This is a genomic window from Xanthobacter nonsaccharivorans (assembly GCF_043194755.2).
Lineage (GTDB): Bacteria > Pseudomonadota > Alphaproteobacteria > Rhizobiales > Xanthobacteraceae > Xanthobacter > Xanthobacter autotrophicus_G.
In genome coordinates this window covers 4,239,639-4,259,979 of sequence record NZ_CM195526.1, presented here as the reverse complement: position 1 = coordinate 4,259,979, position 20,341 = coordinate 4,239,639, and the positions used below count along the sequence as shown (strand labels likewise).

Genomic DNA, 20,341 nt, shown 5'->3' with positions numbered 1-20,341 from the left:
ACTCACATCCATCCCTGCATAGATAGCCCATGGTCACTCTCTTCGTTTGGAATGCCTCTCGGGCGGTTCGGTGTCAGCCGGGAGTGGTACATCAATAGGGCGGCGGCACCGTGACTTCCCACCTGCCTCCGCAGTTCAGGCCGCCTTCTGAGATTTTTTTCATCCCTGTCGATTCGCGTCCGTTCTGCGCGTCTATGTTCCGATCAGGGCGCGCCGTCGTGATCGGAACATAGAGGAACATGATATGAAATATGCGCTTTTCATCTACGAAGACGAAGCCTTCTATGGTCCGGACAAGGCTGGCCCGCAAATTCAGGACGTCGTGGGCAAGCACATCGCCTTTGCCAAGGACCTTGGCTCCAAGCGGCTTGGTGGATCAGGGTTGAAGGGCACGTCAACCGCGACCACGGTCAGAACACAGGCCGGCAAGAAGACCGTACATGACGGCCCCTTCGCCGAGGCCAAGGAACAATTGGGCGGATTTTATCTGATCGAGGCGGCCAATCTCGACGAGGCGATCGAGATCGCCAAGAAAGTCCCCGTGCTCCAGGATGGCGGGATCGAAATTCGCCCGCTCCTGGGCGAGTGAGCGGGTTCGCCCTCGACCGTGTCTTTCGGGCGGCGAGCGGGCGGATCGTCGCCGCGCTTGCCGTGCGGTTCCGTGATCTTTCGCTCGCGGAGGATGCCTTTTCGGAAAGCTGCCTGCGTGCGATGGGCGCCTGGCCGCAAAGCGGTGTTCCGGCTGACCCAGCCGCATGGCTCTACCGCGCCGCCGAGCGGATTGCGCTCGATGCGCTGCGGCGCCAGCGCACGCGCGAGCGCCTGAGGCCGGAGCCCCCGCCAGGCGGGCCCAATGCAGAAGATCTGCTGATCGAGGACGCCTCGATCATGCCGGACGAAAGGCTGCGCCTGATATTCATCTGTTGCCATCCTGCCGTGGCGCCGGATTCGCGCGCCGCGCTCACCCTGCGGCTGGTGTGCGGTCTTACGGTCTCGGAGATTGCGCGGGCATTTCTGGTGCAGGAAACGACGCTGGCCCAGCGTCTCGTGCGCGCCAAGCATAAGATCACGGAAGCTGGTGTGCCGTTCGAGCTTCCACCTCCGCAATATTGGTCGGATCGGCTCGAGGCTGTGCTGGTCACACTCGAAATCGCCTATTCGAAGGCGCACGAAGACGGCGGAGCAACGGGGCGGCATGCGGGTTTCGCTGCGGAGGTGCTTCGTCTGACCCGTCTGCTTGCCGAACTGATGCCGGAGAGCGCCGAGGTTCATGCCCTGGCCGCTCTGGTGCGCTACGCCGAGGCGCGCAGACCCGCGCGCCTCGACAAGGACGGCGTCATGGTCCCCTTATCGGAACAGAATCCCGCAATATGGCGCCGCGATTTCATCGCTGACGCCGACCTGTTCCTCGCCAAAGCCGATGAAAGCAGCGGCGAAGGACGCGTCATCCAGGCCCGATTGCAACGGGCGTGGAGCAAACGGCACAGTTTGAAGGAGTCGCCGCCTTGGGCCGAGGTGCTGGCCCTCTATGACCAATTGCTACTCGTCCGCGATGATGTGGTCGTGCGCCTCAACCGCGCTGTCGCGGTTGCCGAGATTGATGGTCCCGACGCGGCGCTCCACGAAATTGACCGATTGTCGAACCCTTCGCTGGCCGGTTTCTTGCCCTATCATGCGGTGCGGGCTGATCTTTTGCGAAGATCGGGACAATCCGAAAAAGCCAGGACCGCTTATCTTGAGGCTCTGGCGCTTGACCCTTCGCGGGCTGAACGCCTTTGGCTGGAGCGAACGATGAGCTCGCTCCCACCGGCTTAAGCATTCCCTTTGCTATAGTGTCAACAAGGGTCGGAGACTAGCTAGCGCAGCCAACCATGCAGACGAAGAACACATCGGATTTTATCTGACACCATCCAGCATCGAAGTGTTTAAAGAGGAACTGCCCGGATACCGCAATGCCCGGGGGCTCTGTTCAGCTTCCTATTGATGAGCCCGTGCCATTTGCGCTGGTCCACAGGATCGTGGAGTTTCGGGTCAACGAAGCTCGCGAAAGAATAGCGGCGAAGCGCCGGCCTGCAAAAAGCAAAAGAGGACGTTAAACACCGTTGCAGGGAACACGCAATAGCGTGTCCCGGGGCCGCTTTCACCGCACTTCGGCCAACTCATGCAACGTGATAGGCTTAGAAAATTGACACGGAGTTAGCCGGCGCAGTTGCCAGTCGCAGCAACGCCGAGACTCCGACGAAGCCGCCACCAGCGATGCAGAAGATTTGCCGCCAGATTTCGGACGGCACTGATTCCTTCGCGACGCGGTGGACCAGCGCTTATCCGGCGACGGCAGCAGGCGCGCCGAAGACCCGCGCCACGATGAGACTCAGGATCGGCGGGTGCAGCGTGTCGAATAGCACCGCCAGAATGCCGAAGGCCGCAGCGCCTGCGACTAGCCCGACAAGGCCCGCGCCGATCAGGCTGGAGCCGGCCTGATACGCAAACTGCGCCGCGGTCCGGCCAAGCATGAACGGCAGCTTATAGACGGCGAGCGTACAGGCCAGGCCGCCCTCCAGCCAAAGCGCCCCCAGCGTGCTCAGCAAGCCGCAGCCCGTCCCATGAAAAGGAGGTACGCGGCACCGAGCGGGGCGAGGGCTTGAGTGAGGAACGCCGGACGGGCGAGGCGGCCCGCCAGCGCTGCACCCAAAAATAATGAGCGACAGAGTCCCCTTTGCGATGGAGAAGATACCGTCGCCGGCGCCGTCGGCGACGAGCGGAAAGCCCTTGGCAAGTAGGATAACGCCGAGACCGATCAGTGCTGCAGACCAGGTCATTGTCCAGAGCGGGTGTTGCCGTCCACCACTCAGTTGCTCGATGATGCGCGCGACGTTCTGCGTGCCCCGTTCAGCGCTCCCGCCGCCACGGCCTCCGCAAGGCAGTAGCTATGGAACTGCAGCAGCGTCAGCACTTGCACCGACATGGTCGAGGCACCGATCGCAGAATCCGCTCACCATTGTGTGATGTTTGATTGGGCTCAAGGCGCGGCTTCAATACCTTGCCTATCTGGGCCATAGTGCGCTGAAACGGCGACTGAGCAGATGAGCAGACTCTGGCAGGCAGGGGCATGGGCAAGGGTGTTGCCGGCCATTCTGGTGGCGGTGGCGATGCTGTTTGCGCCCTTGGCCAGTGCAATGCCGATGCCGTGCCATGACCACGATGAGGCTGCTCAGGCGTCGCACCTGAACGATGGTCCATCGGCGTCCGCCTTGGATGAAGCAGATCATCCCGACACGCCGTCCGACGCCGCGGGGCACGGGAAATGCTGCAGCCTGTCCTGCAGTACCTATGTGCTCGTGGAGGACGGTGTCGAGCTGGAAGGTCAGCATCTGACGTTCAGCCGCCCCCGGTTCAGCCTCGCCGACCAGATCGGGGACGGGCTGGCAGTGGCCCCGGGCCTCGATCCCCCGCGTTTCCAAGCCTGATCTCGCCGACTGCCATCCCTCCGTGGGAAGGGCCGGCCTTGGCGGTGCCGCGCGGCACCAGCCAAGTCGCGCGCATCAAGTCGCGCGCATGGCGCATCGGGATCTCAAGTCAGCCTCGCGCTGACCGGAAACGAGCACGTCACCATGACACAACGGGACGGATCCAGACCTTTTGCGGCTGATGCGGTATCATTTTCCTTCGGTGCCGGTCCTCCAGACAGTCCTGATCCGGGATCGAACTCGGCTGGGCGACGGGCGGACCGTACACTGATTGTCGATCCGGCCCAGCTGCCCCGGGAGCTTCTCGCCTATGCGCGGGATGCTATGGAACGCTCCATCCTGTTCTGGGACACGCTGCGCCAGCGGGCCGACAACATGCTGGCGCACGAGCGTGCCGGTAAGCCGGCTCTGCTCGACTTCGACTATGAAGTCATCCTCGATGCCCGCCGGTTCGAGCGTCCGGCGAACTATGCCCTCCTGCGCGTGACCCGCGCGGGGGACGAGTGCCTGGAAGATTGCCTGGACGCGGCCAAGCCGCCCGTGGTGATCCTCGATCCGCGCGCGGGTCATGGACCTGGGATCGGTGGCTTCAAGCAGGATTCCGAGATCGGCGTCGCCCTGCACCAGGGGCACCCGGTCTATTTCGTCACCTTCTATCCCGAGCCTGCCGCGGGGCAGACGCTCGCCGACGTGCTCCATGCGCTGCGGCGGTTCGTAAAGGATGTATCCCATCGACATTCCGGCGCCGCGCCTGTGCTTTATGGAAACTGCCAGGCCGGCTGGGCGGTGACGCTGCTCGCCGCGGACTGCGCGGGGCTGGCCGGACCCACCGTGCTGAACGGAACCCCTCTGTCCTACTGGGCCGGCGAGACCGGCATCAATCCCATGCGCATTGCGGCGGGCTTCGAGGGCGGGGCATGGTTGACACACCTTCTCGCCGACCTCGGGGACGGACGCTTCGACGGCGCCTTCCTGGTGCAGAACTTCGAGGGGCTGAAGCCCGAGGCCGTGTGGGAGAAGTATGCGAACCTCTATGCCCACATGGACACGGAGCGGGAGCGGTTCCTTGCCTTCGAGCGCTGGTGGGGCGGCTATTACTTCCTGAGCCGGGAAGAGATCCTCGCCATCGTGGAGAATTTCTTCGTCGGCAACCGGCTGGAGCAGGGCCGCGTCCAGATCTGCGAAGGGTGCCAGGCGGATCTCAGGCGCATCCGCAATCCGCTCGTGATCTTCGCCTCCTATGGCGACAACATCACGCCGCCCCATCAGGCGCTCGGCTGGATACCGGTCGTGTACAAGGATACGGACGACCTGAAGGCGGCGGGCCAGCGCATCGTCTATCTCGTCAACCGCCATGTGGGTCACCTCGGCATCTTCGTTTCCGCCAAGGTCGCGCGGCTGGAGCATCGGGCCATCCTCGAGAGCCTGCCGCGGATCGAGACGCTCCCGCCCGGTCTCTACGAGATGAAGATCGACAATCCCTCGGGCGATCCTGACTGCCGTGAGGGCGGCTATCAGGTCCGCTTCGAGGCGCGCGAGGTGTCGGACATCCGCTTCGCCCGGCAGGACCCTGCCTTCGAGCGGGTGCGCGACCTGTCGGAGCGCAACGAAGCCTTCTACCGCGCCTTCGTCAGCCCTTGGGTGCGGGCGCTGACGACGCCCTGGTCCGCGGCGACGCTGGAGACGCTGCACCCCATGCGCACCAGCCGCTACCTGTTGTCGGAAGGCTTTATGCCCTGGATGCGCGGTGTCCGATGGCTCGCGGAGCAGATCGACGGGGACCGGCATCCGGCCGCTCCGGACAATCCCTTCAAGGTCGAGGAGGAGCGCGTCGTCTCGCGCGTCGCCGAGGTGATCGAGCAGGGACGGCGCGTGCGGGACGCCCTGTGGGAGCGGGCCTTCGACAGCCTCTACGGCGGCGCGGAAAGTGCCCACCCAGCCGGTGCGGAACCACAGCACAGGAGCGAGGACACGAGGCCGCAGGACACACGGAGCGGTTTGGATTTCCAGGCGGCCGGCATCCGCCGGGCCGCAGCGACAGGAGGGAACTGACCATGACGACGTTTCGCAATCTGATGCTCGCCAGCGCGCTGCTGCTCGCCACGCCAGGCTTCGCCGAGGACGCGCACCATTCGCCGGAGGCCCAGCCTGCTGCGCCCCAGGCTGCCGTGCCCCAAACCACCGTGTCCCAGGCGCCCGCGCCGGCGCCGCAACCGTCCCAGGCCGCGCCGATGCCCGGTGGTCCTCAAGGCATGATGGGGCCTGGCATGATGGGGATGATGGGGCAGGGCGGCATGGGCATGATGGGAGGCGGAAACGCGGGGGCCGGCATGGGGATGATGGGCGGAGCCGCTGCCGGCGCCATGGGGATGGGCCAGATGATGGATCCCGGCCGCATCGCAGGACGTATCGCCTTCCTGAAGGCCGAGCTGAATATCACCGATGCCCAGCAGCCCCTGTGGAACGCATTCACGGAGGCGCTCAAGGCCAACCGCGCCATGATGGGCGACATGCAGGAGATGATGATGGCCGCGCAGGGCGCCGCCGCCCCGACCCTCATTCAGCGGATTGAGGGCCATGAGCGCATGCTCGCCACCCGTCTCGAAGCGGTGCGCCGCCTCAAGGCCGCGCTCGGGCCGCTCTACGCGTCGTTCGACGAAGCGCAGAAGCGCACGGCGGACCAGCTCATGATGCCGGGTGGAATGGGCCCCATGTGAGCGTCGAGCCTCGCTGGCAGGTCGGCAATCTCCGCCGACCTGCCTCGATCAGGTGGAGGAGGACCGAATGTCCTTGCATGACGACACCGGCGCGCAAGTCCAGCACCGGGAGGGCTGGCGCTCGCGAGGTGGCATCATTGCCGTCGGCTTTCTTCTTGCGGCGGCCTTCCTGCTGCTTTCGGAGCATCGCGCTCATGCGCTGGGGTCTCTGACCTTCCTTCTGCTGCAGTGGCCGACATTGGTCACGCTCGCCATGTTCCCCATTTTAGTTTGGGTCCATGCGCGGCTCGCGCGGCAGGAGGCCGCCGCCGCCCGTGCCGAGTTCGGGTCCCTGCGGGATGACTACGCGAGCCGCGTTCCCGCCTTCCTCCCCCGTATCGGAATTTCATCCGCGACAGCCCCCCGTTCCGGAGACGGTCCTCATGACTGAGCACGACGCGCCCGCCGGCCATCACCATCACCGGGACGATGCGGTTCACCCGCCCGAAGGAACCGGGACCGCGCCAGCGGACACCGTGAAGGATCCCGTCTGCGGCATGGTGGTGAACCCGGCCACCGCCGGCTTCCGGTCGGAGCACCGGGGCAAGAGCTACTTCTTCTGCTCGGCAAAATGCCACGACAAGTTCGACGCAAACCCTTCTGCCTATGCCGCCGGTGCGGCGGAGACGCCGCCCGCAGCGAAGGGCCAGCCGACAAGCGTGATCTACACCTGCCCCATGCACCCGCAGATCCGCCAGGTGGGGCCGGGCAACTGCCCCATCTGCGGCATGACGCTGGAACCTGAGGTCGCGGCGGGGGAGGCCGGCCCGAGCGCCGAGCTCGTGGACATGACGCGCCGCTTCTGGATCGGCCTTGCGCTGGCGCTGCCGGTGTTCGCGCTGGAGATGGGTGGGCACCTCACCAACCTGCACATGCTGCTCGGCGCGCAAGCGTCCAACTGGACCCAGCTCGTGTTGGCGACGCCGGTGGTGCTCTGGGCCGGCTGGCCATTCTTCGTGCGCGCTTGGCAGTCGGTGGTCACGCGGCATCTCAACATGTTCACCCTGATCGCCATGGGCACGGGCGTCGCGTGGCTCTACAGCGTTGTTGCGACCGCCGCGCCGCAGATCTTCCCTGCCACCTTCCGTGCGGCCGATGGATCGGTGGCCATCTATTTCGAGGCGGCCGCCGTCATCACGGTGCTGGTGCTGCTCGGCCAGGTGCTGGAATTGCGCGCTCGCGAGCAGACCGGCGGCGCCATCCGCGCGTTGCTCGACCTCGCCCCCAAGAGCGCCCGGCGCGTACGCGACGACGGCAGCGACGAGGATGTGACGCTGGAAGAGGTCGTGGTGGGCGACCGCCTGCGCGTGCGGCCGGGCGAGAAGGTCCCGGTGGATGGCGAGCTGGTCGAGGGCCGCTCCTCGGTGGACGAATCCATGATCACCGGCGAATCCATGCCGGTCACCAAGGAGGTGGGCGCGAAGGTCATCGGCGGCACGCTCAACCAAAGCGGCGGCTTCGTCATGCAGGCCGGCAAGGTCGGGCGCAACACCATGCTGGCGCAGATCGTCCACATGGTGGCGGAGGCGCAGCGCTCGCGCGCGCCCATCCAGCGCCTCGCCGACGAGGTGTCCGGCTGGTTCGTGCCGGTGGTGATCGCCATCGCGCTCATCGCCTTCGCGGCGTGGGGCATCTTCGGGCCAGAGCCGCGCTTCGCCCACGGGCTGATCGCCGCGGTGGCGGTGCTCATCATCGCCTGCCCGTGCGCGCTCGGGCTCGCCACCCCCATGTCCATCATGGTGGGGGTGGGCCGCGGGGCGTCCATGGGCGTGCTGATCAAGAATGCCGAGGCGCTGGAGCGGTTCGAGAAGGTGGACACGCTGGTGGTGGACAAGACCGGCACCCTCACCGAAGGCAAGCCGAAGGTGACCGCCCTCAAGGCGGTGGCGGGTCTCGACGAGGCGGAGCTGCTCAGGCTCGCCGCGACCTTGGAACGCGCAAGCGAGCATCCGCTGGCTGCCGCCATCGTCGCCGCGGCGGCGGAAAGGGGCGTGCCGCTCGGCGAGGCTCAGGATTTCGACAGCCCGGTGGGCAAGGGCGTGACCGGGGCGGTGGACGGGCGGAAGCTCGTCATCGGCAGCCACCGCATCATGGGCGAGGAAGGCGTGGACCTCTCCCCCCTGTCGGCCGAGGCCGAGGCGTTGCGCGCCGACGGCGCCACCGTGATCTTCGTCGCTATCGATGGGCGCATCGGCGGCCTCATTGCCATCGCCGACCCGGTCAAGGCGACGACGCCGGCCGCCCTCGCGGCGCTCAGGGCCGCTGGCGTGCGCGTCGTCATGCTCACCGGCGACAACCGGACGACGGCCGAGGCGGTGGCCCGGCGCCTCGGCATCGACGAGGTGAAAGCGGAGGTGCTGCCGGAGAACAAGGCGCAGGTGGTGACACGGCTGCGCCAGGAAGGCCGCATCGTCGCCATGGCCGGCGACGGCGTGAACGATGCACCCGCCCTCGCCGCGGCTGACGTGGGCGTCGCCATGGGAACCGGCACCGACGTCGCCATCGAGAGCGCCGGCGTGACCCTGCTCAAGGGCGATCTCCAGGGCATCGCCCGCGCCCGGCAGCTGAGCCACGCCACCATGAGCAACATCCGCCAGAACCTGTTCTTCGCCTTCATCTACAATGCGGCGGGCGTGCCCATCGCCGCCGGCGTGCTCTACCCGTGGCTCGGGCTCCTGCTCTCACCCATCATCGCGGCTGCGGCCATGGCGCTGTCCTCCGTCAGCGTCATCGTCAATGCCCTGCGCCTGCGACGCACGCCGCTCAGCTGACGCGTCCTCATTCGTGGCATGCTGAGACGGATCCGGCTCCAGGGAGGGAACCATGATGAATTTCGACGGAATGATGGGCTCCGGCATGTGGGGGATGTGGGGCCTCGGCCTGCTGATCCTCCTGTTGATCGTGCTCGGCATCGCGGCGCTCATCAAGTATCTCGGAAGCTGAGGCGCGAGCCGGGCACGCCAGGAGGAAAGCCGCGATGAATGAGATGCAGGCGTCGGGACCGGGACGCCACGCCAGCGCGCTGGCGGACCGGCCCGCCATCCCGCGCACCGTCTGGGCCCTCGGCCTCGTCAGCATGTTCATGGACATCTCGTCCGAGATGATCCACGCGCTGCTGCCGCTCTTCCTCACCGGCACGCTCGGGGCGAGCGTCGCCATGGTGGGTCTGATCGAGGGCATCGGGGAATCCACCGCGCAGGTGGTGAAGGTCTTCTCCGGCTACCTGTCGGACCGCTTCGGACGTCGTAAGCCATTGATCCTGTTTGGATATGGTCTCGGCGCCGCCTCCAAGCCGTTCTTCGCCCTCGCGGGCGCGCCCGGGATGGTGCTCGCCGCACGCTTCGCCGACCGCGTCGGCAAGGGCATGCGGGGGGCGCCCCGCGACGCGCTGGTCGCCGACGTGACGCCGGCCGAGATTCGGGGGCGCGCCTATGGCCTGCGCCAAGCCCTCGACACGGTCGGCGCCTTCGTCGGGCCGCTGCTCGCCATCGCGTTCATGGCGCTGTTCGCCGATGACATGCGGACGGTGTTCTGGATCGCCCTCGTGCCCGGCATCCTCGCGGTCCTCTGCGTGGTGGCGGGCGTCGAGGACAGGGCCGCCGGCGTCGCGGAGGGGGGGCGCCCGCCGCCCGTGCGCTTCAAGGATCTCAGGCATCTCGGCCGTCCGTTCTGGGGCGTCGTTGCCATCGGCGTGGTCTTCACCCTTGCGCGCTTCAGCGAGGCCTTCCTCGTCCTCAAGGCCCACGACGAGGGGCTGCCGCTGGTTCTCGCGCCCCTCGTGCTGGTGGCCATGAACGTGGTCTATTCGCTCGGGGCCTATCCCGCCGGCGCGTGGTCGGACCAGGCGCCGCCGGAGCGGCTGCTGCTCGGCGGCCTCGCGCTGCTGCTCGCGGCCGATGTCATCCTCGCCTTCGTGCCGGGCCTGCCCGGCGCCTTCCTGGGCATCGCCCTGTGGGGCGGCCACATGGCGCTTACCCAGGGGCTGCTGGCCAAGCTCGTGGCCGAGCACGCGCCCACGGCGCTACGCGGGTCCGCCTTCGGCCTGTTCAACCTCGCCACCGGCCTCGCGACGCTGGCGGCGAGCCTTGCCGCCGGGCTGCTGTGGGACGCGGGTGGTGCCCAGGCCACGTTCATCGCCGGCGCGGTCTTCGCTTTCCTGGCGTCGGCGCTGGTCATCGCCTCGGCCGGCGGCCGGCAGCTCTGAGGCGCCCCTTCGGCGTGGCGCGCGAGGCCTGGGCGCTCTTCAGGCGGGATTTGTCTCATCCCGCACGATGGGGCAGCTCTCGTCCTCCGCCCACTCGGCGAAGCTCAGAGAATGGACCCGGACATCGGCGAAGCCAGCGCGCTCGCCGCCGTCGCAGTGGTGACGAGATGATCGCCGGGGCCGAACCTAGCAGCTGACAGCAGCGTATGCGGGTCGGCGGCCGGCTTTATGCCTCCCAAGCCCGAGCAGATCGGCATGGGGGCATGATGGAGGATCTGCAAACGAACGAGGCCAGACGGAAGCCTGATGCTCCATCCACTTCTCCAGCCTGGGCAATATCGAATTTCGATATCGAAATTCGATGGGTAAAAGGACGCGGCCAACACCGACGTCCGCGGGTGGAGCGCAGCCCTCGCCGAAGGTTCAGTCGAAAGTGGTCACCGCTCCTCGGGGGGCTTGATGTGCCGGAAGGCCCAGAGCAGCGCGAAATCGTAGAGGATCTTCAGTGCGCCGCAGAGGATCAGCGGCCACGCCTCATGTCCGGCGGCGAACAGGGCGCCGGCCAGCGCCGGGCTCAAGGCTGCGGCAAGGCTGCGCGGCACCGAGGTGATGCTCGCCGCCGCGGCGCGCTCGGGCGGCGTCACCACCGCCATCACGTAGGAGGAGCGGGTCGGCACGTCCATCTGCGACAGGGCCGAGCGCACCAGCAGCAGGCCGAGCGCCACCTCGAGGCTCGGCACCACCGCCGCGCCGATCAGGCAGAGGCTCGAGGGGATGTGCGTGAACACCATGGTGTTCACGAGGCCCATGCGCCGTGCGAGCCAGGCCGCCACCGGGAAGGAGAAAGCGGACAGCACGCCGGAGATGAAGAAGAACGTGCCCGCTTCGGCGAGCGACAGGCCGAAGCGCGTGAACAGCCAGAGCGCAAGAAGCGACTGCACCGCGAGCCCGCCGGCAAACGCATCGATGGAGAACAGCGCCGCAAGCCGGTAGACGATGCCGCGCGACGGACCGAGGGCCGTGGCAGGCTTGTCTTCGGCGGCGGGCGCGCGCGGGATGCGCACATAGAAGAGGCCGCCGGCAAGGCCTAGCAGCGCATAGAGCGTGAACATGGCTTCCAGCGCGCCGAGGCGCGAGACGCCGAGGTTGCCGAGCAGCTCAGGGCTCATTGCCGCGAGCGCGCCCAGGGCCGCAGCCAGCGCGCCCACGAGGCTGTAGCGGGCGAAGGCGGAGGTTCGCGCCTTGTCCGTCACGAGATGCGACAGCGTCGCATGCTCGATCGGGACGAAGATGCTCACGGAGCCAGACGACGGATTGATGGTGCCGCAGAAGGCCACCAGCAGCACGGCCCCGTAGCTCGTCGACTGGGTGAAGGCGAGCCCGGTCGCCACCATGAGCCCCGACGCGGCGATCAGCAGCGTGCGCCGGTCGATGCGATGGCCAAGGACGCCGATGGCGAGCGTCATCAGCGCCGAGCCGAACAGCGCGGTGGTCGCCACCACGCCGATCTCGAATGCGCCGAGCCCGAGGGCCGAGAGATAGACGGGCAGCAGCACCGCGACGAAGCCGTCGCCGAAATCCCTGAGCGCCCGCGCCGCGTAGAGCGAGGAGACGGGGGAGAAGAGGCCGCGGCCCTCGGCCGCCGGCCCGTTCAGGACTTGGGACACTGAAGTCGCTCCCTGCTCAGGCCGCCGCCGGATATGTCGCGCTCTTTCCGCCGGCCCAGGCATAGAGCGCGTCATAGATGACGAAGCCGCGCTTCAGGAGGTCGTGGTCGTCCGGCGTCACCTCGCGCAGGCCCTTGGAGATGGCGAGGAGGCCCGCCGACTGGGGCGTGAGGTCCGGCCGGCTGGTGTCGGCGCCGCGCACGATGTCGGCGAGGGCAACGATGGCCGGATCGCTCTGAAGGCCGTAGTGCGCCACGAAGGCGTCGAAGCTGCACTTGTCCCCCGCATGGCCGAAGGCCACGCCGGGCACGTCGAACGGCGTCGCGCCGGTCTCCTCGGCCTTGCGGATCACATCCTCAGGCGGCGCAAACAGGAATTCCGGCGCCGCGTCGATGAAGCGCGCGATGAGCCAGGGGCAGGCGATGCGGTCGATGACCGGCCGGGCGCGGGTGATCCATTTCATGAGCCGTCTCCGTGCCTGGGCGGCGGGTTCTGATCGCCACCGGCCACGAGGAGACGCTATGCCTGTATCAATTATGATACAAGTGTTGCATTTCAACTTATCCGTGATACGGATTTCTGATGAGCGATGATGACGTCACTTCCGGGCAGCCTTGGCTGCTGCTGATCCACCAGCTCCCGACCAAGCCGGCCTATTTCCGCGTGAAGATCTGGCGGCGGCTACAGGGCATCGGCGCCGTGGCGGTGAAGAGTTCCGTCTACGCCCTGCCGGCATCGGCCGAGACACAGGAGGATTTCCAGTGGCTCGTGAAGGAGATCGCGGCCGGGGGCGGCGAGGCGATGGTGTGCGAGGCTAGGCTCGTGGACGGCCTGACTGACGCCCAGGTGAGGGCCCTGTTCGACGCGGCGCGGGACACGGACTACACCGCGATCTCGGAGGAGGCACGCGGCATCGCCGCCGCGCTCGACGCGGATGCCGGCGCCGAGAAGCGGGCCGAGGCGCGCACCCAGACCGGCCGCCTGCGACGGCGGCTGGCCGATATCGCCGCGCTCGATTTTTTCGGCGCCACCGGGCGGCTCGTGGCCGAGGGCCTCATCGCTGAGCTCGAGGCCCGAACCGCAGAGGACACACCCATGGCGTCCCCGCCGGCCTCCCTGTCAGCCGTTTCCGATCCTCTCGCCGCGCTCAAGGGGCATGTTTGGGTGACGCGGCGCGACGTGCACGTGGACCGCATCGCCTGCGGCTGGCTGATCCGCCGCTTCATCGACCCCGATGCCCAGATCCGTTTCGTTCCCGGCAAGGGCTATGTGGCGAAGCCCGGCGAACTGCGCTTCGACATGTTCGAGGGCGAGATCACCCATGAGGGGGACCGCTGCAGCTTCGAGGTGCTGCTCGGCCGCGCCGGCCTCACCGATCCCGCGCTGCAGGCCGTGGGCGAGATCGTCCACGACATCGACCTCAAGGACGGCAAGTTCGGCCGCGAGGAGGCCGGCGGCATCTCAAGCCTCATCGCCGGCATCGCCATGAGCGAGCCGGATGACGCCCGGCGTCTCGTCAAGGGCGCCGGGGTGTTCGACACGCTCTACGACTATTTCCGCGCCCGGCGCCCATAGAGCGTTTTCGAGCGAAGTGGGTACCGGTTCGCGTCAAGAAAACGCGTGAGCTCCAGCGGCAAGCGCGCAGACCCGAGGGGAAACTCACGGTCAGTCTGTTCGGCCATGTGCGGGCCGTGGGGCAGAAGTCCGCGGCTGGCATCGGGATTGCGGATGCCGTGGAGCGGGATCGCGAAGCGCAGGGGGCCTGTGCACCCCTTCCTCACTGAAGGATCCTCTACCCGTGATACCCGCCGCACGGTGTCTGTGGCTCCTCGCCCGCCTCCAGGGCGGGCCGGAATTCGGGGGCGGCAATGTCGAGCATCCGGCGCCGCCGTTCGGCAAGACCGAGGCCACGCAGGTCGGCGACACCGTGTTCGGTGACGATGATGCCGGCGTCGGCACGCGCGGTGCTCGTCGGGCCGTTCAGCCGGGTGACGATGCGGCTGCGGGTGCCCTCGCGGCCGGTCACCGTCGCCGGCAGCGCGACGATGGGCAGGCCGCCGTGGGAGGCGCGCGCGCCGCGCAGGAAATCGGCCGCGCCGCCCACCGCGCCCACATAGCGCCCGCCGGCCACCTCGGCATTGACTTGGCCGGAGAGATCCACCTCGATCGCGGCGTTGATGGCGGTGAATTTCGTCTGGGCGCTCAGAATGTCGAGCGCGTGGGTGTAGGCCGTCGCGCGCAGGGCGAAGCGTGGATTGCGATCCACGTACCGCATCAGTCGGGGACCTCCGGCCACCAGCCCGGCCACTGCGACGCCGGGATCAACGCTCTTGCGCGCATTGGTGAGGGCTCCGGCCTCGGCCAGCAGCGCGACGCCCTCGGACGCGAGGCCGGAGTGAAGGCCGAGGTCGCGGTGGCCGACCAGGGCGGCGAGGATCGCCTCCGGCAGTCCGCCGATCCCCACCTGCAGCGTGGCGCCATCCTCGACAAGGCCGGCGACATGGGCGGCGATGGCCTGCTCCGCGGCGCCCGCACGCGCGGGGGGAGCTGAGACCGGCGGCCGGGACGTGCGCACGATGACGTGGATATCCTGCGCCGACAGGGTGCGCTCGCCATGGGTCCACGGGGTGTGGTCGCTGACCTCGGCGATGACGAGACGCGCGCTGTCCACCAGCGGAGCCAGATATTCGAGGGCGGCACCGAAGCTGAAGCGGCCGCGGCCGTCGTCGGCCAGATTGAGGAGCAGCACGTCTACCTGCCGGGCGAGCAGCCGAGGCAGCTCGGAATAGTGGCATGGCAGAATGTCGAGCGCCCCCTGACGCTCGAGCACGCGATTGTGCCCCGCGCCGCAATAAGACTGGAATTGCATGGCCCCTGGCCCATCCAGGGGCGTTCCCCAGCTCATGCCGATGAAGGCGCTGAGCCCGGGAATGTCAGCACTCTGGCTCAGGAGGCGCGTGGTGAGCGTCGCCGGCTCGGCCGAAGCCTGGCCCCAGACGATATGATCGCTGGGGCGCAGCAGGGTGGAGAAGTCGAGCGCCTCCGGCGCAAGTTCGAGGGCCATGGCTGGGCGTCGCCGGCCGCTCACGCGCGCTCGAAGATGGCGGCCGCGCCCTGTCCACCGCCGATGCACATGGTCTCCAGGCCGTAGCGCACCCCCCGGCGCTTCATCTCGTGAAGCAGCGTGGTCATGATGCGCACGCCCGTCGCGCCGATGGGGTGGCCGAGGGAAATGCCCGAGCCGTTGACGTTGAGCCGGTCCTGATCGTCCCAGCCCCAGCCCTTCAGCACGGCGAGGACCTGGCAGGCGAACGCCTCGTTCACCTCGACAAGCCCCATGTCGTCGAACGAGAGCCCGGTCTTGGCGAACACGCGTCGCGTGGCCGGCACCGGGCCGTAGCCCATGGTGGCCGGATCGCAGCCCGCCACGGCCCATCCGGTCAGGAACCCGAGCGGCTCGAGGCCGAGGGCGGCCAGCCTGTCCTCGGCGACGATGAGGCACGCCGCGGCGGCATCGTTCTGCTGGCTGGCATTGCCGGCGGTCACCGTGCCGCCCGGCATGATGGGCTTCAGCTTGCCGAGGCTTTCCCGGCTTGCATCGGCGCGGATACCTTCGTCGCGGGTGACGCGCAGCGCTTCCTTGTGGCGCTGTGGCACCTCGACCGCCACCACCTCCGCCTCGAACCGGCCTTCGGCCCATGCTGCCGCGGCGCGCTGGTGGCTGCGAGCCGAGAAGGCATCGGCGTCCTCGCGGGAGATCTTGAACTCGCGCGCTAGATTCTCCGCGGTCTCGATCATGCCGGAAATCATGCCGAACCGCTCGACGGGCTGGGAGCGCTCCCGCCCGCGGTCCAGCCGGTCGTAGAGGCGGGTGGTGCCGGCCCGCCGGCCCCAGCGCATGTCGGTGGTGTAGAACTCGATGTTGCTCATGCTCTCGACGCCGCCGGCGAGGACCACGTCGCAGGCGCCGGTCTGGACCATCATGGCGGCTGTCGTGATGGCCTGGAGGCCCCCGCCGCAGCGCCGGTCGAGCTGCATGCCCGGCACCTCGATGGGCAGGCCCGCCTGGAGCGCAACCCAGCGGCCAACGCAGGGCGTCTCGCTGCTGGCATAGGACTGGGCGAACACCACGTCCTCGACGAGCGCGGGGTCAACACCCGTGCGCGCAAGCACCTCCTTAACCACCAAGGCGCCGAGCTGCTCCACGGGCACCGGCCTCAGGCTCCCGCCGAAAGTGCCGACAGGGGTGCGCACAGGGCTCACGATGGCCGCGCGTCTCATGGCTGCGTCTCCTCATCCTGCGTCGGCGCGGAAGATCATGGGCCGGTGCCGGCGCGTCCCGGTGAACGGGCGCGCCCTCCGGCGCGCGCCTGGGGGTGGCCTCCGCCCCGCGAGAGGGGGCGAGCGCGGCGAAAGATGCATCAACCGCCGGCATATGTCCAGTATATGGACGAATGTCCGATCTACGGACATTCGTGAAGAGACGTTGCCGCGATCGCAAGGACGCGGCGCATCGGTCCGTGACGGATCTCCGGCGGCAAGACAGAAGGCGGGAAGGGGCTTCGCGGAAGGACCAGTGAGGGTCGGCTAGGGCTGCGTCCAGTCGCGCATGGTCCGCTCCACTTCGCGGGCGGCCTCCCGCAGGGCCGGGAGGAAGACCTTGCGCATGTGGTCGAGGGAGACGCGCGCCGCGGTGGTGCCGATGTTCAGGGCCGCCACGGTCCGGCCGGCGCGATCATTGATGGGCACGGCGATGGAGCGCACGCCCACCTCCATTTCCCCGTCGATGATGGCGTACTGGAGCCGGCGGGCCTCCAGCACCTTCTGGCGGACCTTTTGGGGATCGGTGATGCTCCGCGGGGATGGCGCGACGAAGGTCTCCTCCGCCAGCCAGCGGTCCAGCTCCGCATCGTCGAGGCCGGCGAGCAGCACCCGGCCGAGGGACGAGCAGAACGCCGGGAGCCGGGAGCCGACCTCGATGCCCGAGGAGAAGATGCGCCGGGTCTCGACCCGGGCGACGTAGACCACGTCATGCCCGTCCAGCACCGCCATGGACGAGGATTCGCCGATGTGTTCGGTCAACTGGCGGATGACGCCGCGTCCGGCCTCCGACACACCGAAGGCGGTCAAATAGGCATTCGAGAACTGCAGCACCTTCGGTGTCAGCCAGAACAGCTTGCCATCGCTATCCACGTAGTTGAGCGCCTGCAGCGTCAGGAGGAAGCGGCGTGCCGTCCCGCGGCTGAGATCGGTGAGCTCGGCCACCTGCGTGAGGGTCATGCGGCGCGGCGCCCGCCCGAAGGCCGCGAGAACGTTCAGGCCGCGCTCCAGCGCGGTGACGAATTCCGGGCCACGCTTGTCGCCTTCCGAGACAATCTTGATCACGAATCGCTCTTTTCAAAATCCGCGAGCTGGCCCACGTTGGATGCAAGTGCCGCCCGCTGCATGACGGCCCTTGCGCCGCGCTGTTCCCAGGCAAGGTGCCCAGTCCTGAATTCCCTTCAATCTAGACCAGCATACGGACGTTTGTCCAATGCGCGGACAAGTGCGGCTCCGCGGGTGCTGCCCCGGGGATGTGGGGGCGCCCGTGTCGGTTGGCCGATCATGCGGCGCAGCAATGGGGGTGGCTTGACAGGGTCGCGCCATGTCGCTCTACTATTCGGACAAAAGTCCGGTAGACGGACAAAACAACGGTCTCGGTGGCGCCGAAGCGATGCCGCCGCCGGCGAAGGTGGGTGGGAGGACATGATCGACAAATTCGTTCCCTCGGTCGCGGAAGCGCTGGCGGGGGTCAAGGACGGGGCGACCATCCTGGTGGGCGGCTTCGGCGCCGTCGGGCAGCCGGACCTTCTTATCGAGGGCCTCATCGCGCAGGGCGCGTCGGCGCTCACCGTGGTCGCCAACAATGCCGGCTACGGGCAGGTGGGCCTCGCCCGGCTGCTGGCGGCCGGGCGAGTGCGGCGGCTCGTGTGCAGCTATCCGCGCATTCCCGGCTCGGTCATCTTCGAGGATCTGTACAAGTCCGGCCGGCTGGAGCTGGAGCTGGTTCCCCAGGGCACGCTCGCGGAGCGGCTGCGGGCCGCCGGCGCCGGCATCCCCGCCTTCTTCACCCCGACCGGAGCGGGGACGGGCCTGGTGGACGGCAAGGAGACCCGCCGCATGGGCACGCGCGACTGTGTCCTGGAGCACGCGCTGCACGGCGACGTGGCGCTGATCCAGGCGTGGGCGGCGGACCGCTGGGGCAATCTCACCTATCGGGGCTCGGGCCGGAACTTCAATCCGGTCATGGCGCCGGCCGCCGAGCTGACCATTGCCCAAGTCGAGCACACCGCGGCGCTGGGCGAGCTGGATCCCGAGGTGATCGTGACGCCCGGCATCTATGTGGACCGCGTCGTGCATCATCCGGCGGAGGACGCCCATGCGTGAAGACACTCTGCGCGTCGACGCGCGCCCCTGCCAGCCCCGCTCGCGCGAGGAGATGGCGCGCCGCGCGGCGGCCGACATCGCCGATGGCTGGTATGTCAACCTCGGCATCGGCATCCCGACCCTCGTCGCCAACCACGTGCCGGCAGACCGGGAGGTCATCTTCCAGTCCGAGAACGGCCTGCTCGGCTTCGGCCCGGCGCCCGCCGAGGGCATGATCGACCCCTATCTCATCAACGCCGGCAAGCAGCACGTGACCCTCCTGAAGGGGGCCGCCCTGCTGCATCAGGCCGACAGCTTCGCGATGATCCGCGGCCGGCATCTCGACCTGTGCGTGCTCGGCGCCTTCCAGGTGGCCGCAAACGGCGACCTCGCCAACTGGGCCACCTCCAGCAACGACGCCGCGCCGGCCGTGGGCGGCGCCATGGATCTCGCGCTCGGCGCCCGCAGGGTCTGGGTGATGATGGAGCACACCACCCGGGACGGCGAGCCGCGCCTCGTGGAAAGCTGCACCTATCCGCTCACCGCCCTGGGGGTGGTGTCCCGCATCTATACGAACCTGGCGGTGCTGGATGTGACGCCGCAGGGCCTTAGGCTGGTGGAGCTCGTGGAAGGACTGACCCCCGCGGAACTCCAGAAGGTGACCGCAGCCCCCATTCTCGTTTGAACCAAGAAACGCGACCAACAGCGTCCCTCAGGGAGGAAGTAAAGATGATCAACCGTCGTTCCGTGCTGGCCGGCATTCTGGCAAGCACGGCATTGCCCACGGCGCTGCGCGCCGAGGACGAGCCCTACGTGCTTGGCACCTTGTTCCCGATGACCGGCCTTCTGTCGGAGCTCGGCTCGATCTACACCGCCGCGACCGCGCTGGGGTTGGAGCACGTGGCGGCCGACAAGCGCCTCAGGAAGCCGATCGCGCTCAAGGCGCAGGACAGCCAGAGCACGCCGCAGGGCGGAGCGGTGGGCATGTCGAAGCTTGCCAACGTGGACCGCGCGCCCTACGTGCTGGTCGGCCTCACCGGCGTCGCCAAGGCGGCGGAGCCCATCGCCACGCGCGCCAAAGTGGTGATGGTGAACGGCGGCGGCGTCGGCCCCGACCTCGCGGGCCTCTCCCCTTATTTCTGGAACATCATTCCCCTCGCCAACCAGGAGCTGCCGACCGCGTTCGACTGGATGAAGCGCAACGCGATCAAGCGGGTGGCCCTGATCTATCTGGACGATCCGCTCGGCAATGCCCTGCGCAAGGGCCTCCAGGAGGGCCTGCCCGCCATCGGGGCCTCGCTGGTCGGCGAGTTCAGCGCGGCCCCCTCCGCGCAGCAATTCTCCGCCATGATCGCCAAGATCCGCGAGACCAAGCCGGACCTCGTCTATGTGGCGAGCTACGGCACGCAGCAGACCCAGATCTTCAAGCAATTGCGCGACAACGGCATCACCCAGCCCCTGATGACCTATTCGGTGGGCGGCACCCCCTCGGTGGCGGCGCTGCCGGAAGCGGAGGGCCTGCTGTTCACCTCGCAGGTGGCCGACTGGGATGCGGGCGACCCGCTCACGCGCCGCTTCGTGGACGATTGGCGTGCTCGCTACAAGAGCAACCCCAACACCTATGCGCAGAATTACTACAACGCGGTGCTGCTCTACGCACAGCTGCTCGAGGGGTTGGAGAAGGAGGGCAAGCCCGTGAACGGCGATACCCTGCGCGCGGGCCTCGCCACCGGCACCTTCAATCTGGTCGGCGGCAAGGCGAGCTTCTCCGCGAGCGGCGCCATCGACATGCCGACCCAGCTCAACCGCGTGCAGAACGGCAAGTTCGAGAAGGTGAGCTGA

18 protein-coding genes are annotated in these 20,341 nt (G+C 67.9%); 12 read left to right on the top strand and 6 right to left on the bottom strand.

All coding sequences use genetic code 11. The annotated features are described in order from the left end of the window. Nucleotides 1-244: 244 nt before the first annotated feature. Both V5F59_RS19445 and V5F59_RS19440 read left to right on the top strand, forming a co-directional pair. Nucleotides 245-589 carry a YciI family protein gene (locus V5F59_RS19445; RefSeq protein ID WP_393976753.1) on the top strand — a complete coding sequence of 115 codons (345 nt, stop codon included), beginning with the start codon at nt 245-247 and terminating at the stop codon, nt 587-589. Further along, nucleotides 586-1,815: an RNA polymerase sigma factor gene (locus tag V5F59_RS19440; protein ID WP_393976752.1), complete on the top strand. Its 1,230-nt coding sequence runs from the start codon at nt 586-588 to the stop codon at nt 1,813-1,815. Before V5F59_RS19445 ends, V5F59_RS19440 begins: the two co-directional genes overlap by 4 nt. A gap of 506 nt (nt 1,816-2,321) precedes the next feature. Here the strand turns inward: V5F59_RS19440 and V5F59_RS19435 are convergent. Beyond that, entirely contained in the window at nt 2,322-2,588 is a 267-nt protein-coding gene (locus V5F59_RS19435; RefSeq protein ID WP_445329484.1) for a hypothetical protein, read from the bottom strand. 495 nt (nt 2,589-3,083) lie between these two features. Between V5F59_RS19435 and V5F59_RS19430 the strand changes: the two genes are divergently transcribed. From V5F59_RS19430 to V5F59_RS19405, 6 genes are all read left to right on the top strand, one after another. Continuing rightward, on the top strand, nt 3,084-3,467 hold the full coding sequence (locus V5F59_RS19430) for a hypothetical protein (RefSeq protein WP_393976751.1): 384 nt from the start codon (nt 3,084-3,086) through the stop codon (nt 3,465-3,467). 324 nt (nt 3,468-3,791) lie between these two features. Continuing rightward, complete coding sequence (locus V5F59_RS19425; protein ID WP_393976750.1) at nt 3,792-5,519, top strand: DUF3141 domain-containing protein; 1,728 nt, start codon at nt 3,792-3,794, stop codon at nt 5,517-5,519. 2 nt (nt 5,520-5,521) lie between these two features. Then, nucleotides 5,522-6,184: a Spy/CpxP family protein refolding chaperone gene (locus V5F59_RS19420; RefSeq protein WP_393976749.1), complete on the top strand. Its 663-nt coding sequence runs from the start codon at nt 5,522-5,524 to the stop codon at nt 6,182-6,184. Nucleotides 6,185-6,251: 67 nt separating this feature from the next. Then, a complete protein-coding gene (locus V5F59_RS19415; RefSeq protein WP_509211115.1) occupies nt 6,252-6,614 on the top strand; it encodes a DUF2933 domain-containing protein in 363 nt (120 codons plus the stop codon). Further along, complete coding sequence (locus V5F59_RS19410) at nt 6,607-8,994, top strand: heavy metal translocating P-type ATPase (protein ID WP_393976747.1); 2,388 nt, start codon at nt 6,607-6,609, stop codon at nt 8,992-8,994. The genes V5F59_RS19415 and V5F59_RS19410 overlap by 8 nt, the downstream gene beginning before the upstream one ends. Before the next feature lie 206 nt (nt 8,995-9,200). Continuing rightward, nucleotides 9,201-10,427 carry an MFS transporter gene (locus tag V5F59_RS19405; RefSeq protein WP_393976746.1) on the top strand — a complete coding sequence of 409 codons (1,227 nt, stop codon included), beginning with the start codon at nt 9,201-9,203 and terminating at the stop codon, nt 10,425-10,427. Nucleotides 10,428-10,864: 437 nt separating this feature from the next. On the opposite strand, the gene V5F59_RS19400 is transcribed toward V5F59_RS19405, so the two are convergent. Then, entirely contained in the window at nt 10,865-12,094 is a 1,230-nt protein-coding gene (locus tag V5F59_RS19400; RefSeq protein WP_393976745.1) for an MFS transporter, read from the bottom strand. A gap of 16 nt (nt 12,095-12,110) precedes the next feature. Continuing rightward, nucleotides 12,111-12,557 (bottom strand): chromate resistance protein ChrB domain-containing protein, encoded by a 447-nt coding sequence (locus V5F59_RS19395; protein ID WP_393976744.1) that lies wholly within the window; start codon nt 12,555-12,557, stop codon nt 12,111-12,113. A gap of 119 nt (nt 12,558-12,676) precedes the next feature. Between V5F59_RS19395 and V5F59_RS19390 the strand changes: the two genes are divergently transcribed. Further along, the gene (locus tag V5F59_RS19390) at nt 12,677-13,669 is read left to right on the top strand and encodes a chromate resistance protein ChrB domain-containing protein (protein WP_393976743.1); all 993 of its coding nucleotides are present in this window, start codon (nt 12,677-12,679) and stop codon (nt 13,667-13,669) included. A 217-nt stretch (nt 13,670-13,886) separates the two neighbouring features. On the opposite strand, the gene V5F59_RS19385 is transcribed toward V5F59_RS19390, so the two are convergent. The 3 genes from V5F59_RS19385 to V5F59_RS19375 all read right to left on the bottom strand — a co-directional run bounded on the left by V5F59_RS19385 (nt 13,887) and on the right by V5F59_RS19375 (nt 17,479). Further along, nucleotides 13,887-15,158 (bottom strand): acetyl-CoA hydrolase/transferase family protein, encoded by a 1,272-nt coding sequence (locus V5F59_RS19385; RefSeq protein WP_393976742.1) that lies wholly within the window; start codon nt 15,156-15,158, stop codon nt 13,887-13,889. Nucleotides 15,159-15,178: 20 nt separating this feature from the next. Then, entirely contained in the window at nt 15,179-16,375 is a 1,197-nt protein-coding gene (locus tag V5F59_RS19380; protein ID WP_393976741.1) for an acetyl-CoA C-acetyltransferase, read from the bottom strand. Between the two features lie 306 nt (nt 16,376-16,681). Further along, nucleotides 16,682-17,479: an IclR family transcriptional regulator domain-containing protein gene (locus V5F59_RS19375; RefSeq protein ID WP_393976740.1), complete on the bottom strand. Its 798-nt coding sequence runs from the start codon at nt 17,477-17,479 to the stop codon at nt 16,682-16,684. Nucleotides 17,480-17,839: 360 nt separating this feature from the next. Here V5F59_RS19375 and V5F59_RS19370 point away from each other — a divergent pair, with 360 nt between their 5' ends. Genes V5F59_RS19370 through V5F59_RS19360 form a run of 3 tightly spaced genes read left to right on the top strand, consistent with a single transcriptional unit; the run spans nt 17,840 to nt 20,341 of the window. Then, nucleotides 17,840-18,520 carry a 3-oxoacid CoA-transferase subunit A gene (locus V5F59_RS19370; protein WP_393976739.1) on the top strand — a complete coding sequence of 227 codons (681 nt, stop codon included), beginning with the start codon at nt 17,840-17,842 and terminating at the stop codon, nt 18,518-18,520. After that, nucleotides 18,513-19,184, top strand: coding sequence for a 3-oxoacid CoA-transferase subunit B (locus V5F59_RS19365; protein WP_393976738.1), 672 nt, complete (start codon nt 18,513-18,515; stop codon nt 19,182-19,184). The genes V5F59_RS19370 and V5F59_RS19365 overlap by 8 nt, the downstream gene beginning before the upstream one ends. A 44-nt stretch (nt 19,185-19,228) precedes the next feature. Further along, on the top strand, nt 19,229-20,341 hold the full coding sequence (locus tag V5F59_RS19360) for an ABC transporter substrate-binding protein (RefSeq protein WP_393976737.1): 1,113 nt from the start codon (nt 19,229-19,231) through the stop codon (nt 20,339-20,341).